Genomic DNA, 13,759 nt, shown 5'->3' on the forward strand with positions numbered 1-13,759 from the left:
ATTCGTCTAGAATAAGAGTGATTACTTCATTTGACCGAAAAAATATTCTATACTAAACTATTATAACGTATTCGAAACATTTAATTAGAATAGGAGGGTGTCCAGGAATGTTGAAAAAAGAGTGGCCGATACATTCAATCTTGGCAATTGCTATCATCGCTACTTGGCTGAAGACATACATTGTTTATAAAACAAGTTTTTCAATTACAGTTGATAATGTATTGCAAGAGTTCATATTGTTTATCAATCCTTTAAGTATGCTTTTATTTATTTATGGGATTTCGTTGTTTTTTAGAAGTGAGAAAGCTAAGAACCGCTACTTAGTATTAGTAGCTGTAATTACATCAATTGTCCTTTATGGAAACGTTGCTTTCTATCGGTTTTTTAGTGATTTCATCACTTTGCCGGTTCTGTTTCAGACCGATAACTTTGGCGATTTGGGTGTGAGCGCAGCAGCTAGTGTATTCTGGACAGATCTTTTTTACTTCACAGACGTCCTGATTATTCTAATTGCAATTAAATTCATCAACGTAAAATCGGGTAAAGACGCCTCTTTTTCAGTTCAGCGCAAGGCCTATTATGTTTTGGCACTTGCTGTCTTGTTCTTTAACTTAGGGCTGGCAGAAACAGAGCGACCACAGTTGCTGACACGCAGTTTTGACCGTGAAATGCTGGTGAAAAACCTGGGGATGTACAATTATCATCTATATGATATATACGTACAATCCAAATCACAGGCGCAGCGTGCGCTAGCTGATGGCTCTGAGCTGGTTGAAGCCAATAACTACGTGCGCGCCAACCAGATTGAACCTTCAAAAGAAATGGAAGGCATTGCCGAAGGTCGCAATCTGATTGTCGTCACGTTGGAGTCGCTTCAGAGTTTCGCGATCAACAGCGAAATGAACGGACAAACGATTACACCGTTCCTGAACTCGTTGACTGAAGACGAAGATACAATCTATTTTGAGAATTTCTATCACCAAACAGGATTGGGTAAAACTTCGGATTCGGAATTTTTGCTTGAAAATTCACTTTATCCGCTAAGCGGCGGTGCGGTATTCTTCACGCACAGCGGGAATACTTTCAATTCCATGGCGGAGAGCCTTGGTAACAATGGCTACTCAACCAATGTCCAGCATGCCAATACGAAAAGCTTTTGGAACCGCGACATTATGTACGAATCAATGAACATCGATAAATTTTACGATATTGAAAGCTTTGAAATCGGCGAAGGTGAAGCAGTTAATTGGGGAATGAAAGACATTCCGTTCGCAGAGCAATCGGTCGAGCACATGACCGAAATGCAGCAGCCTTTCTATAGTCGTTTGCTAACGCTGACCAACCACCATCCATTTACGTTGGATGAAGAAGATAAATTGATTGATGAATACGATTCAAATTCAGGAACCTTGAACCGTTATTTCCAGACATCTCGTTACTTGGATGAATCGATAAAAGTTCTTTTTGAGGACTTGAAAGAACAAGGGCTTTACGAAAATTCGATCATCGTTATGTACGGCGATCATTATGGAATTTCCGAGAACCATAACGAAGCTATGTCGCAGTATCTTGACGAGGAAGTGACAGATTTTACTTCTGCCGAATTACAGAAAGTTCCATTCTTTGTCCATATCCCAGGATACGGTGAAGGCTATGTAGATGATGAAGTAGGTGGACAAATCGATATGCGTCCGACCATTATGAACCTCATGGGCATCGATACGTCAAAAGATATTCAGTTTGGCAGCGATTTGTTCTCAGAGGAGCATGAAGAATTTGTGGTTTTTCGCGATGGGCGTTTTGTCACCGATGAAGTGGTTTATGCAGGCAATGTCTGTTACGACAAGGATACTAGTGAACCTACCGAGCAGGATCTGTGTGCACCATACATCGAGCAGGCATTCACAGAGCTTGAGTATTCTGAGTCGATCATCAATGGCGATCTGCTGCGTTTTTATGATGAAGAAGATGGACAGCTGACTACTATTCCCGACGTTGAATTAAAACAATAAAAAAGAGAGCGCCCAGCGCTCTCTTTTTCAGATTAATGTAGTCCTGGTGGATAACCGTGTGTGATAACCGTCGCAACTGTGAAGGCGCCGAAAATTACAAACGTTCCAAAGTTAAAAAGAAAGCCTAAGACTTCTTTATTCTTTAACGTTTGTACAGTGCCGATTGCCGCAAGAACTGCAGTAAGTCCAAAAATAACCATTAAAATCCAACTCATCGAATGACACTCCCTTCAACTTAAACAGCCAGTGCCGCTTTGTTCTCTTTATATTGTAAAGAAATTCCTCCCTTTTGTCGAGGGTAAAAAGTGTCAGTATGTTGACAGCCCAGCAAAGTGTGTCGTGTTATAATCGAAGAGAGGTGAAGAGGATGTTGAAAATTGACCAATTGGAGCTTGGACCAGTCCAGACTAACTGTTACATCATATCAGATGATCGAAAGGAATGCCTGATTTTCGATCCAGGAGAAGAAAGCGCCAGAATACATGCGCTGTTGAAAAAGAAAAACCTAAAACCGATTGCCATCTTATTGACTCATGCTCATTTTGATCATATTGGAGCAGTTGATGACATTCGTGAACGTTATTCAATTCCGGTCTATCTGCACCACTTAGAGAAAGAGTGGCTGAGCCGACCCAATTTAAATGGTTCAGGGAAGTACCCAGCTTTGCCTGATTACCGGATTAAAGATGCGGATATTTTGCTGACGGATGAGGAAAATCTGCAGATCGGTTCTTTCGAGATTGCTATTTTACACACACCTGGACATTCTCCAGGGAGTGTCAGTTTTTCATTTGGCAATGAAGGATTCGCTATAGTAGGCGATACACTTTTTCGTGGCAGCATTGGCCGTACGGATTTAATAGATGGCTCAGAGAAAAAACTTCTAGAATCCATCCATGACTCGCTGCTGACGCTTCCTGAACATATGATTCTTTATCCAGGCCATGGCCTGGAAACGACTCCTGAGCAAGAAATGAACAGCAATCCATTTTTGACTGGATTTTAGATCAGTAGGAATTTGTCATGATCTACTTAATAAAAAACAAAAGGTGTACCGGAAAAAATCCGGTACACCTTTTGTTTTTTATTCGCGTTGATTAATGTCCAGCACCAGGAACGTGGATGAACGTAGAGTAATAAGTGAAGCCTACGAAAAACACAGTCAAATAGGCGCCAAAAATATACAAATACATGCGTTCAGAAATATTTAAAAATCCAAGAAGAACAAAAAATCCGGTGTTAGCGACCATTAATAATGATACTTCAACCATATCGCCTACATAAAAGAGAACTGCAAATATACCAGTCCACCATCCCATTAATTTGAACATATTATTCATGGGTAATCCCTCCTTTGCCACAACACAATAATCTCTCATTCATTATATAGGAAACAGAGTGAATGTGTAAACAGCGAGTTGGTCTTTCTTTGTGACAAACAGGTGTACGGGTGTTGCGAGCATACTGAATTGGAAAAAATCCGTAAATCTCTTCTACAAAGCTAAAGTAAGAGGTCCTCAAATATGAGATTTGGCGCGAATCTGGGATTCAAAATTTTATTTTGACGAAAGCTATTCCTTTCTCAAAAAGAGCCGGCTATACTATGTGGGAACAGAGAGGCGGCCTTTGTTCAAACCGAAGCAGGAGGTGGATATGCAATCGATTATCGAACGCCGCTGTGTTGACCTTTTACACGATGCGGCGAAAAGTGGCACGACAGACATCCACATCAAACCCGAACCATCCTGCTACACCGTTTCTTACCGTTCTTTCCAAAGTCTGCGGCAAGTGACACAACTCCCCTTTGATCTCGGTGATCGCATGATCGCTTATTTCAAATACCTATCCCTTTTAGACATGAGTGAAAGAAGAAAACCCCAAACCGGTTCATTCCAGCTCTCTATCTGTGACCTATCCCATTATTTTCGAATTTCGACATTGCCTTCTGTGTTGACTAAGGAAAGTATTGTCATCCGGATTATGCCGGACGACACCGCTCAATCCCTTCATCAGCTGGCAGCGTTCCGTGACTCAGCTCGTCTGTTAGAAAAATTGTCCGAAGCATCTCAAGGTCTAATTTTGCTAACAGGTCCAACTGGTTGTGGCAAATCAACTACTTTATACTCATTGCTGAAACATTGTGCTGAAAAGCTGAACCGCAATATCATCACACTCGAAGATCCCGTAGAACGAAAAAATCAAGCGATTTTGCAAATTCAAGTAAATGAAAAAGCTGGCCTTAGCTATGCGGCTGGGTTAAAAGCGATTCTCCGGCACGATCCTGACATCATCATGATTGGAGAGATACGCGATGCGGAGACGGCTCAAATTGCAGTGCGAGCAGCATTAACGGGTCACTTGGTTTTTTCAACCATTCATGCCAGACATTCTGTTGGCTGTCTGCACCGGTTGCGTGATCTGGGTGTATCTTTTGAAGATATGTCGCAAACCCTTATTGCTGTTTCTGCCCAAAGAATAATTCCGGTGTTTTCTGACATCGGACAGTCGGAATCTTGTCATCGTGCACTTTATGAAATTCTCGATGGTCAACGGTTAGATGATGCCTTACTATCAGCAAGGCTGAAAAAAACCTATACATTGCCATATGAGCTGTCGTTTGACGGACAAGTCCGGGAAGGGGTGAAAATCGGTGCGATTCAAGCTTCCTACGCGTTCAGACAAGATTCGTCTTCGTGATCGTGAGCAGTTCCTGACCCGCTTGGCCGTTCTGATGAAAGAAGGCTACCTGCTGCCGATTGCTTTGAGTCTATTGTTGCCAATGCATACCTCCAAGCTAGAGGAAACACTGAGCGGCATCACCGTCATTTTAAAAAGTGGAGGCAATGCCGCTGAAATCCTGAAGTATTTGGGCTTCAAAGACCATGTGCTATTTCCGGTTGAAATCGCGGAATACCACGGCCGTCTGCCAGAATCGATTGACAGCATTGCGAAAAGTTTCGCGCGGACTGAACAAGTGCAGAAAAAACTGAAAAATATCTTGATCTACCCGGTATCTCTACTGATTTTCACATCTGTACTGTTTTTGTTTTTTCGCACCAGCTATGTACCGAATTTGACCGAAATGATGAAGTCGCTTCAGTCCGGAGATGAATCTTCAGGTGTACCGTCTTATTTACTGAGTCTGCCCGATTTTTTTATCGCAATTTTTGTCATTGTGGCCCTTTCGGTTTATGCATTTAGGTTGCTACTGAAAAGACAACCTATTCATCAGCAAATTAACTGGCTGTTAGCGATTCCCGTTTTTCGTGGCTTTATGAAACTGTATTGGTCACACTTGCTCGCGCGTGAGCTCGGTACATTACTACACAGTGGCATTTCCATGCAGGAGTCACTCGACCTGCTGCAGCGCCAGAACTACCATAAAATTATCCAGTTTATGACCCGGCTATCGCATGAGGAACTGATGATGGGTCAAACCTTCTCGACATCGCTCGAGCATTTTTCGTTCGTCTCTAGGGATATGCCCGCATTTGTTCAACATGGTGAAATGACCGGATATCTGGGCAAAGAACTAATTCTTTACAGTGAAGTGTTAATGGAGCGCATTGAACAGCAAACGCAGCAACTGCTGCGCATTATTCAACCAAGTTTCTTTATTCTGATTGCCGTCTGTATCGTAGGCGCTTATTTGGCAATCTTGATGCCGATGTATAACCTAGTCCATACCATTTGAGGAGGAAGAACATGCGCTTATTAAAAAGTCAAAAAGGATTTACTTTAATTGAAATGCTGATCGTCATGCTGATTATCACCGTGCTAATTGCCATCGCAATCCCGAATGTCACAAAACAATCATCAGCGGTTGACGAAAAAGGCTGTAAAGCATTCGTGCAGATGGTCCAGGGACAGGTGGAGTCTTATCGCATGGACTTGAAAACGATGCCGACTTTAACGGATCTTGTAACAGAAGGCTATCTCAAAACAGGGGAAACGGATTGTCCAAATGGTGATGTGGTGAATATCTCGGTTGGCGGGGTGGTAACATCTGCAAAACCTTAAAGAACAGGGCTTTACTTTGCTAGAGATGCTGTTGGTGCTAGTCGTCCTAATGGCAATCGTCGCCATTTCGATTCCCGGATACCAGACCTTTGCTATCAAAAAAGAAGAACAGCGATTTTTTGATATCCTCCAGCAGGATATCTATTTCGCGCAGAGCCAAAGTTATTCCCTGAAAAAAACGGCAAAAGTTATTTTTAGAGAAACCAAAGGGACTTATGAAATCTTTACAGACCTTCAGTCAGTGGTGTTGTCCAGAAAACTACCGAATTCGATGACATTGAAAAAAACCAGCAATCTCAATGAAATCTATTTCAATTCAAACGGCTCTGTTGTCCAATCCGGTACATTCCGTTTTGCTACAAGCAGTGGAGAAAAGGTATTGGTTGTCCATCTTGGGAGAGGGAGGGTGGTGTTTTCTGAATGAAAGAGGAATTTCCTGGGCAGAAACTATGGTCAGCCTGTTGATGGTCTTCATCATTTTCGGAAGTTTGTTGCCAGTCATGCTCAATGTTCAGCAAAGCCTTCAATTAAAAAAAGAACGCGTCAGTGCATATGAAACTCTGCATGAAGCTGCGAGGGAGATGCGCTCAACAGGTTTAGTGAGTGGGCAGCGCACAGTCAACGGTATCGTCTATAACTGGAAAATGACTGGTCAACTATGTGTCGATTACGCAGACTATAAAGGGGAGATAGAGCAACTATGCGTCGAATAGCTTGGCTGGACGAAAAAGGTTTTTCATTTGTAACGTCCATTTTCGATTTGCTGATACTGCTGATGATGCTCCCACTGATCGTCTTGTTCTACGGTTTCGCAGTCAGTTTTACAGAAGACTTGGATCCGCACAGTTCAGAATGGCAATTGTTTGCTGTCGATTTGCAGAGTTACCTGAACAACAGTGACTCGCTTGAAATCATCAATGGAGGAAGCGGGATTCGTATCATCCGGATGGGAGAGGAATTTGATATCGAATTGTATACGGATATGATTCGCAAACAAAAAGACCGGAAAGGCCACGAAGTCATGCTGACACGTGTCCAGCTATGCAGTTTTTCACTAGACGGGAATACGCTGAAAGTCCGCACCGAATTTACTACTGGCAGTCTGGAAGAGGCAGAATATGTTTTCACGCAACCTTAGCAACGAGAAAGGTTCAGTTTATCCCATTGCCATCGTCTTTTTCCTGTCTGCAATCATGCTGTTATCGCACACACTGACACTCTATTCCATCCAATATAAAACATATGATGGTTTGGAAAATATGCACAGACATGCTACGATACAACTACTGATGGATATTGAGCAAAATAAAATGCCTGAGTAGAGGTAAAGTATCGGGTGGGTAGGATGAACAGAATATATTTGATTGGATTTATGGGCTGCGGCAAAAGCGCGGTCGGCAGGAGGCTAAGTTTTCTTCTGAAATTGCCCTTTTATGACATGGACAAAGAGATTGTCCGGCAGACAGGTAAAACGATTCCAGAAATCTTCGAGCAGCATGGCGAAGAATATTTTCGGGGGCTGGAAACACAGTTTTTGCAAAATTTTAAAAATGATCATTGCATCATCTCAACAGGCGGCGGCGTCACCATGCGAAAAGCAAACCAGAAAATTATGAGAAATACGGGGCTGGTGCTGTTTTTGGATGCACCTTTCCGTGAAATCTGGCGGCGGATTCACAGAGATCCCAACCGGCCGATTGTCCGTCGATCCACGCGTGAGGAAATTGAAGGGCTACACAAAGATCGTTATCGGGATTATAAGCAAACTGCGCATATTACCATACGTACCGAATTTCGTACGTTGCGGCAAATTACGCAATATGCTGCTTTTCAAGTAAATCGACTTAAAGGCGAATGATTTGATTTTAATTAATCATTTCGTTCGTCTTTTGTTCTGTTGGAGAAAAAAGATTGCGCTTTCCTATGATCAATGTTAAGATATAATAAAAGTTATACTATTCAGTATAACGGATTGGACCAATCAATTTTGATTTGGGCGGATGATTGTATGAGGAGAGAACGCGGATGCGTCGCCGAAGGAGCAAATGACAGAAGTCGTGAATCTCTCAGGCAAAAAGACTCGTACAGGACGCATCTCTGGAGAATGCTGCATGTCAGCTACCAACGAGGAAAGCCATTACGGTAAACTTTCAGGTTCCAGGACAGAGATTTCCCTCTAAAGGGAAATCTCTGTCCTTTTTTCGTGTTCAAGCGCACGTTGGTGCAGGCCGGAGGAGTTTGAAAAATAAGGAGGAAAATCATTGGCACAGTTAAAGCGTACACCTCTGTTTGAAACGTATTCGAAATATGGTGGCAAAACAATCGATTTTGGTGGTTGGGAACTGCCCGTGCAATTTTCAAGCATTAAAGAAGAACACGAAGCAGTCAGAACAAAAGCAGGTCTTTTTGATGTCTCGCATATGGGTGAAATTTTCGTTACAGGGGCAGATAGTTTAGATTATCTCCAGCATCTTGTAACAAATGATGTGTCTAAAATTCAAGGTGGACAAGCGCAATATACAGCAATGTGCTATGAAGATGGCGGCACAGTGGATGACTTGCTAGTTTATAAATTAGCAGACCAGCATTATCTACTGGTTGTCAATGCATCTAATATCGAAAAGGATTTCAATTGGATGGAGCAGGTGAAAACGGGCGATGTCACATTAGACAACGCATCTGAACGCTATGGTTTGTTGGCTCTGCAGGGACCTTTAGCTGAAACGGTGCTTCAACGCTTAACTGACGAAGATCTTTCAGCAATCAAACCTTTCCGATTTAAGCAGGATGTTGAAATTATCGGCCACAAAGTTATTTTATCGCGGACCGGCTATACCGGCGAAAGCGGTTTTGAAATTTACGCAGCACCTGATGCATTGGTTGACCTTTGGGATGGCATCTTGTCAGAAGGTAAATCAGAGGGCGTCGTGCCGGTAGGACTTGGTGCACGCGATACATTGCGTTTTGAAGCCTGCCTTGCTTTATACGGCCAGGAGCTGTCGAAAGACATCACACCGCTTGAAGCTGGCATCAACTTTGTTGTGAAATTGAAAAAAGAACAAGATTTCAACGGTAAAAAAGCGTTGGAAGCGCAAAAAGAAGCTGGCGTTCCAAGAAAATTAATGGGCATTGAAATGATCGACAAAGGCATTCCACGCAATGGCTATCCCATATATGCAGGAAATCAAAAAATTGGGGAAGTAACAACCGGAACTCAATCTCCAACACTCAAAAAGAATATTGGACTGGCTTTAGTTTCAAGTGACTATGCTGAACTTGGAGTCGAATTGGAAGTTGAAATTCGTGGTAAGCGACTAAAAGCGAAAACAGTAGAAACGCCATTTTATAAACGATCCAACTAAATTTCACTTGAAAAGGGGACAGAGCTCAATGAACCATCGCTACTTACCAATGACGACTCAAGACGAAAAAGAAATGCTGGAAACAATCGGCATTAATTCAATCGATGAATTATTTTCGGATATTCCGGAAAAAGTGCGCTTTAAAGGTGAATATAATATTAAAGCAGCCAAATCCGAATCTTCATTAACAAAAGAATTGGCCCAGCTTGCTTCTCAAAACGCTGATACTAATCGCTATGCGTCGTTTTTAGGAGCAGGCGTTTATGACCATTACAAACCGATTATTGTTGATCACGTGATTTCGCGTTCTGAGTTCTATACAGCGTATACGCCGTATCAGCCAGAAATCTCACAAGGCGAACTACAAGCCATTTTTGAATTTCAAACAATGATCAGTGAATTGACGGGCATGGATATTGCTAACTCGTCTATGTATGACGGCGGTACGGCACTTGCTGAAGCGGGTATGCTTGCTGCAGGACATACAAAACGCAAGAAAATTCTCGTGTCACGTGCAGTTCATCCAGAATCACGCGACGTTGTCCGTACCTATGCTCTTGGTCAGTCTATCGAAGTTATTGAAATTCCAATAAAAGATGGCCATACCGATTTAGATGCATTAAAAGAGATGCTGGATGAGAACGTTGCGACAGTGATGATTCAGTATCCAAACTTCTTTGGTCAAGTTGAAAACTTAAAGGAAATCGAGCCGATCGTCCATGAAGCCGGTGCTTTATTGTCGGTTTCTTCTAATCCATTAGCGCTGGGTGCATTAACTTCACCGGGGCAACTTGGAGCCGATATTACAGTAGGAGACGCACAGCCTTTTGGTATTCCAGAAGCATACGGCGGACCTCATTGCGGTTATTTTGCTGTAACGAAAAAATTAATGCGTAAAGTTCCAGGTCGTTTAGTCGGTGAAACGACGGATGAAGAAGGCCGCCGCGGATTTGTTTTAACATTGCAGGCACGTGAACAGCATATCCGTCGCGACAAAGCGACATCGAATATCTGCTCGAACCAAGCCTTGAATGCGTTGGCAGCTTCTGTTGCCATGACCGCGCTTGGAAAAGTCGGCACACAAGAAATCGCAAAACAAAATATTGTGAAAACACATTATATGAAACAGCAATTGAAAAAAGTGGGTCTTGAAATTGCATTTGAAGGCGCTCATTTCAATGAAATCGTCGTCAAGACAGAAGAACCTGTCAAGCAATTGAATGACCGCTTGTTTGAAAAAGGCATGATCGGCGGCTACGACCTTGGATTAAGTTTTGATGAATTTCAAGACCATATGCTAGTTGCGGTTACGGAACAGCGCACAAAAGAAGAAATCGATGCATTTGTGCAGGGAATTGCTGCAAAAGTGAAGGAAGCGGGGGCTACTCATGCATAAAGATAACCAAGCACTAATTTTTGAATTGACTAAAGAAGGTCGCGTTGGCTATAGTTTGCCAACACTTGACGTACCTGAAGTTGACTTGAGCGAGCTATTGCCAACCGATTTGATTCGTACAGAAGCAGCAGAACTACCGGAAGTATCAGAACTTGATATTATGCGTCATTACACAGCGTTATCCAACCGCAACCACGGTGTGGATTCTGGGTTTTATCCTCTAGGATCTTGCACCATGAAATACAATCCGAAAATCAACGAAACGGTAGCTCGTTACCCAGGGTTTGCCAATATTCATCCGTTGCAGGATGAAAAAACTGTCCAAGGGGCTCTTGCTTTGATGTTTGACCTTCAAGAGCATTTAAAAGAAATCACCGGTATGGATGAAGTTACATTGCAACCTGCTGCAGGTGCACATGGTGAGTGGACGGGATTAATGATGATTCGGGCCTACCATGAGGCACGAGGGGACTTTAAACGGACAAAAGTTATTGTTCCAGATTCAGCACACGGCACAAATCCTGCTTCAGCGACTGTTGCTGGATTCGAGACCGTAACAGTGAAATCAAGCGACCAAGGTCTTGTGGACTTAGAAGATTTAAAGCGCGTGGTCGGAGAAGATACGGCAGCGTTGATGTTGACAAATCCAAATACGCTTGGCTTGTTTGAAGAACAAATTTTGGAAATGGCGGCTATTATCCATGAAGTGGGCGGCAAGCTTTATTACGACGGCGCTAACTTGAATGCGGTCATGTCAAAAGCGCGTCCTGGAGATATGGGCTTTGACGTGGTTCACTTAAACTTGCACAAAACTTTCACAGGACCTCACGGCGGTGGTGGACCTGGATCTGGTCCAGTCGGTGTGAAAAATGACTTGTTGCCATACTTGCCAAAACCGTTATTGGTGAAAAAAGACGATGCCTATACGTTCGACTACGACCGCCCAGAATCAATTGGTCGTGTCAAACCGTTCTATGGCAACTTCGGCATTAATGTAAGAGCCTATACGTATATCCGTTCAATGGGACCAGATGGTCTAAAAGCAGTTACGGAATACGCGGTACTCAACGCTAACTATATGATGCGCAGACTGCAGCCTCATTTTGATTTGCCGTATGATCGTCATTGTAAACATGAATTCGTCCTGAGCGGCCGCCGCCAGAAAAAACTTGGCGTCCGGACATTAGATATGGCGAAACGCCTGCTTGACTTCGGTTACCATCCGCCAACTATCTACTTCCCAATAAATGTGGAAGAAGGCATGATGATCGAACCGACAGAAACTGAATCCAAGGAAACCTTGGACGCCTTCATCGACGCGATGATTCAGATTGCCAAAGAGGTAGAAGAAAACCCGGAAATCGTCCAAAATGCACCTCATACTACAGTGATTAGTCGTTTGGATGAAACGAAAGCAGCACGACAACCAGTACTTCGCTACTATAAAGCTGAATAAAATCGAAAAAGACGTGAGGGCCAAATGGCTTCCACGTCTTTTTTTGAAAGGATGACTGATTGTTTGATGATTCCACATCGTCAATATGTATCCAATAATCGTCGAAACTGCCGTCAAGCTTATCTTTAACTTTGTATGACTACAAATGTAGAAAAGCCCTTCCACATTGTGGAAGGGCTTTTAGGCTTAGACTTTGGCTTTTATTTTACCGGTCCACTGCTTGAATCCGCCTTGCAGTTGGAACAATTGATTGTAGCCTTTTTTCTTCAGAAAAATTGCGACGCGTCCGCTGCGTGCCCCGTTCTGGTCGTATAGATAGACTGGCTTGTCCTCTCGGATTTCTTTATAGCGCTGGCGCAATTGTGATTGTGGAATATTGCGTGCCCCCAGGATATGGCCAGCCGCAAAATCTTTCGGCTCGCGCACGTCTATCAATTGGGCTTTGCGGTAGCCTTCGATAAATTGTTCCTGCGTCAGGTTAGTGACGGCTTTTTTGATGCGGAAATAAGAAATCACCGCGTAAATAATGATTGCCAAAACTACGGCGATCGTGATGTACAGAAATTCCAATGTTCTTGCCCCTTTCTCATCTTCCTTTATTATAAAAGAAGAGATGACGGATATTCAATGCTAATGTTACACTAATTATCGGAAATAGGAGGCGATCTTGTGAAATATCCAAAATGGATTTTTGTCAATTCAGGTGCGTGCAGTCCGTCTTTCAACATGGCGCTTGATGAAGCCCTGCTAACATGGCACAGTGAAGGGCTCATCCCGCCGGTCATCCGTTTTTACAGCTGGGAACCGGCAGCACTGTCCATCGGTTATTTTCAGAAAGTAGAAAAGGAAATTGACATGGAGATGGTCAACCGGCTCGGCCTTGGATTTGTCCGTCGGCCGACAGGAGGCAGAGGCGTTCTCCATGAGCATGAACTTACATACAGCATCATTGTCAGCGAAGATTATCCAGACATTCCGGAAACGGTCACAGAAGCCTATCGCGTATTGAGCGAAGGACTGCTGGAAGGTTTCAAGAATCTTGGGCTGGATGCCTATTTCTCTGTTCCGGATACAGACGACAAGCGTGCTGACCTGAAAAAACCCAAATCGGCGGTCTGTTTTGATGCGCCGAGCTGGTATGAAATGGTTGTTGGAGGAAAGAAAGTGGCGGGCAGTGCACAAACACGACAAAAAGGCGTTATTTTGCAGCATGGTGCGATTCTGATTGACTTGGATGCTGAGAAGCTGTTGTCTGTTTTTAAATTTTCGAACGAAGAGGCCAAACAGCGAATGCGTATCAAGATCCCTGAAAAAGCGGTGTCGATCAATTCGCTTCGCAAGGAACCGACCACTCAGGAAGAATGCATCCAGGCATTCAAGACCGGATTTGAGCAGGCCTTATCCATCGACCTACAGCCTTATGTATTGACGGAACAGCAACTCGAGGATGTCAAGACTTTAGAAGAAAAAAAATACGCCAATGACGAATGGAATTTCCGCGCTTAAGTGACTT

Annotated in this window: 17 protein-coding genes and 1 riboswitch; of the genes, 14 read left to right on the forward strand and 3 right to left on the reverse strand. The window is 43.3% G+C overall.

Going from position 1 to position 13,759, the window contains the following annotated elements:
- The first annotated feature begins 107 nt into the window (after positions 1-107).
- On the forward strand, positions 108-2,012 hold the full coding sequence (locus tag BBH88_RS08340) for an LTA synthase family protein (RefSeq protein ID WP_065536960.1): 1,905 nt from the start codon (positions 108-110) through the stop codon (positions 2,010-2,012).
- A gap of 32 nt (positions 2,013-2,044) precedes the next feature.
- Here BBH88_RS08340 and BBH88_RS08345 read toward each other — a convergent pair whose 3' ends face one another.
- A complete protein-coding gene (locus tag BBH88_RS08345) occupies positions 2,045-2,227 on the reverse strand; it encodes a DUF2759 domain-containing protein (RefSeq protein WP_006830464.1) in 183 nt (60 codons plus the stop codon).
- A 152-nt stretch (positions 2,228-2,379) separates the two neighbouring features.
- On the opposite strand from BBH88_RS08345, the gene BBH88_RS08350 reads away from it, so the two are divergent.
- On the forward strand, positions 2,380-3,018 hold the full coding sequence (locus tag BBH88_RS08350) for an MBL fold metallo-hydrolase (RefSeq protein ID WP_006830463.1): 639 nt from the start codon (positions 2,380-2,382) through the stop codon (positions 3,016-3,018).
- A 91-nt stretch (positions 3,019-3,109) separates the two neighbouring features.
- On the opposite strand, the gene BBH88_RS08355 is transcribed toward BBH88_RS08350, so the two are convergent.
- Positions 3,110-3,352 carry a DUF2626 domain-containing protein gene (locus tag BBH88_RS08355; RefSeq protein ID WP_006830462.1) on the reverse strand — a complete coding sequence of 81 codons (243 nt, stop codon included), beginning with the start codon at positions 3,350-3,352 and terminating at the stop codon, positions 3,110-3,112.
- Positions 3,353-3,665: 313 nt separating this feature from the next.
- Here BBH88_RS08355 and comGA point away from each other — a divergent pair, with 313 nt between their 5' ends.
- The 11 genes from comGA (at position 3,666) to gcvPB (ending at position 12,246) form a co-directional block, all read left to right on the forward strand.
- On the forward strand, positions 3,666-4,709 hold the full coding sequence (gene comGA / locus BBH88_RS08360; protein ID WP_006830461.1) for a competence type IV pilus ATPase ComGA: 1,044 nt from the start codon (positions 3,666-3,668) through the stop codon (positions 4,707-4,709).
- The gene (comGB, locus tag BBH88_RS08365; protein ID WP_065536959.1) at positions 4,663-5,706 is read left to right on the forward strand and encodes a competence type IV pilus assembly protein ComGB; all 1,044 of its coding nucleotides are present in this window, start codon (positions 4,663-4,665) and stop codon (positions 5,704-5,706) included. The genes comGA and comGB overlap by 47 nt, the downstream gene beginning before the upstream one ends.
- Positions 5,707-5,717: 11 nt before the next feature.
- Positions 5,718-6,032 (forward strand): competence type IV pilus major pilin ComGC, encoded by a 315-nt coding sequence (gene comGC / locus BBH88_RS08370; RefSeq protein ID WP_006830459.1) that lies wholly within the window; start codon positions 5,718-5,720, stop codon positions 6,030-6,032.
- Positions 6,019-6,456 (forward strand): competence type IV pilus minor pilin ComGD, encoded by a 438-nt coding sequence (gene comGD, locus BBH88_RS08375; RefSeq protein ID WP_269147314.1) that lies wholly within the window; start codon positions 6,019-6,021, stop codon positions 6,454-6,456. Before comGC ends, comGD begins: the two co-directional genes overlap by 14 nt.
- A gap of 25 nt (positions 6,457-6,481) precedes the next feature.
- On the forward strand, positions 6,482-6,745 hold the full coding sequence (locus tag BBH88_RS08380) for a hypothetical protein (protein WP_006830457.1): 264 nt from the start codon (positions 6,482-6,484) through the stop codon (positions 6,743-6,745).
- Positions 6,733-7,170, forward strand: a complete 438-nt coding sequence (comGF, locus tag BBH88_RS08385; protein WP_065536958.1) for a competence type IV pilus minor pilin ComGF — start codon at positions 6,733-6,735, stop codon at positions 7,168-7,170. Before BBH88_RS08380 ends, comGF begins: the two co-directional genes overlap by 13 nt.
- On the forward strand, positions 7,151-7,354 hold the full coding sequence (locus BBH88_RS08390; RefSeq protein WP_006830455.1) for a hypothetical protein: 204 nt from the start codon (positions 7,151-7,153) through the stop codon (positions 7,352-7,354). The genes comGF and BBH88_RS08390 overlap by 20 nt, the downstream gene beginning before the upstream one ends.
- A gap of 23 nt (positions 7,355-7,377) precedes the next feature.
- Positions 7,378-7,890 carry a shikimate kinase gene (locus BBH88_RS08395; RefSeq protein ID WP_006830454.1) on the forward strand — a complete coding sequence of 171 codons (513 nt, stop codon included), beginning with the start codon at positions 7,378-7,380 and terminating at the stop codon, positions 7,888-7,890.
- Between the two features lie 142 nt (positions 7,891-8,032).
- Positions 8,033-8,124: riboswitch (glycine riboswitch) on the forward strand.
- Between the two features lie 169 nt (positions 8,125-8,293).
- Complete coding sequence (gcvT, locus tag BBH88_RS08400; RefSeq protein WP_006830453.1) at positions 8,294-9,394, forward strand: glycine cleavage system aminomethyltransferase GcvT; 1,101 nt, start codon at positions 8,294-8,296, stop codon at positions 9,392-9,394.
- A gap of 28 nt (positions 9,395-9,422) precedes the next feature.
- A complete protein-coding gene (gene gcvPA, locus BBH88_RS08405) occupies positions 9,423-10,790 on the forward strand; it encodes an aminomethyl-transferring glycine dehydrogenase subunit GcvPA (RefSeq protein WP_006830452.1) in 1,368 nt (455 codons plus the stop codon).
- Positions 10,783-12,246 carry an aminomethyl-transferring glycine dehydrogenase subunit GcvPB gene (gene gcvPB / locus BBH88_RS08410; RefSeq protein WP_006830451.1) on the forward strand — a complete coding sequence of 488 codons (1,464 nt, stop codon included), beginning with the start codon at positions 10,783-10,785 and terminating at the stop codon, positions 12,244-12,246. The genes gcvPA and gcvPB overlap by 8 nt, the downstream gene beginning before the upstream one ends.
- Before the next feature lie 186 nt (positions 12,247-12,432).
- Here the strand turns inward: gcvPB and BBH88_RS08415 are convergent, their stop codons facing one another.
- On the reverse strand, positions 12,433-12,816 hold the full coding sequence (locus BBH88_RS08415) for a rhodanese-like domain-containing protein (RefSeq protein WP_006830450.1): 384 nt from the start codon (positions 12,814-12,816) through the stop codon (positions 12,433-12,435).
- A gap of 156 nt (positions 12,817-12,972) precedes the next feature.
- Between BBH88_RS08415 and BBH88_RS08420 the strand changes: the two genes are divergently transcribed.
- The gene (locus tag BBH88_RS08420; protein ID WP_050977246.1) at positions 12,973-13,752 is read left to right on the forward strand and encodes a lipoate--protein ligase family protein; all 780 of its coding nucleotides are present in this window, start codon (positions 12,973-12,975) and stop codon (positions 13,750-13,752) included.
- The last annotated feature ends 7 nt before the right edge of the window (positions 13,753-13,759 follow it).

The organism is Planococcus antarcticus DSM 14505 (assembly GCF_001687565.2).
Classification (GTDB): domain Bacteria; phylum Bacillota; class Bacilli; order Bacillales_A; family Planococcaceae; genus Planococcus; species Planococcus antarcticus.

What these genes read in the sequence shown, in the direction of transcription:
- BBH88_RS08355 (WP_006830462.1), bottom strand. Translation starts at nt 3,352, where the DNA reads ATGAATAATATGTTCAAATTAATGGGATGGTGGACTGGTATATTTGCA.
- gcvPA (WP_006830452.1), top strand. Translation starts at nt 9,423, where the DNA reads ATGAACCATCGCTACTTACCAATGACGACTCAAGACGAAAAAGAAATG.
- BBH88_RS08380 (WP_006830457.1), top strand. Translation starts at nt 6,482, where the DNA reads ATGGTCAGCCTGTTGATGGTCTTCATCATTTTCGGAAGTTTGTTGCCA.
- BBH88_RS08340 (WP_065536960.1), top strand. Translation starts at nt 108, where the DNA reads ATGTTGAAAAAAGAGTGGCCGATACATTCAATCTTGGCAATTGCTATC.
- BBH88_RS08420 (WP_050977246.1), top strand. Translation starts at nt 12,973, where the DNA reads ATGGCGCTTGATGAAGCCCTGCTAACATGGCACAGTGAAGGGCTCATC.
- BBH88_RS08390 (WP_006830455.1), top strand. Translation starts at nt 7,151, where the DNA reads ATGTTTTCACGCAACCTTAGCAACGAGAAAGGTTCAGTTTATCCCATT.
- gcvPB (WP_006830451.1), top strand. Translation starts at nt 10,783, where the DNA reads ATGCATAAAGATAACCAAGCACTAATTTTTGAATTGACTAAAGAAGGT.
- comGC (WP_006830459.1), top strand. Translation starts at nt 5,718, where the DNA reads ATGCGCTTATTAAAAAGTCAAAAAGGATTTACTTTAATTGAAATGCTG.
- comGA (WP_006830461.1), top strand. Translation starts at nt 3,666, where the DNA reads ATGCAATCGATTATCGAACGCCGCTGTGTTGACCTTTTACACGATGCG.
- BBH88_RS08350 (WP_006830463.1), top strand. Translation starts at nt 2,380, where the DNA reads ATGTTGAAAATTGACCAATTGGAGCTTGGACCAGTCCAGACTAACTGT.
- comGF (WP_065536958.1), top strand. Translation starts at nt 6,733, where the DNA reads ATGCGTCGAATAGCTTGGCTGGACGAAAAAGGTTTTTCATTTGTAACG.
- BBH88_RS08395 (WP_006830454.1), top strand. Translation starts at nt 7,378, where the DNA reads ATGAACAGAATATATTTGATTGGATTTATGGGCTGCGGCAAAAGCGCG.
- BBH88_RS08345 (WP_006830464.1), bottom strand. Translation starts at nt 2,227, where the DNA reads ATGAGTTGGATTTTAATGGTTATTTTTGGACTTACTGCAGTTCTTGCG.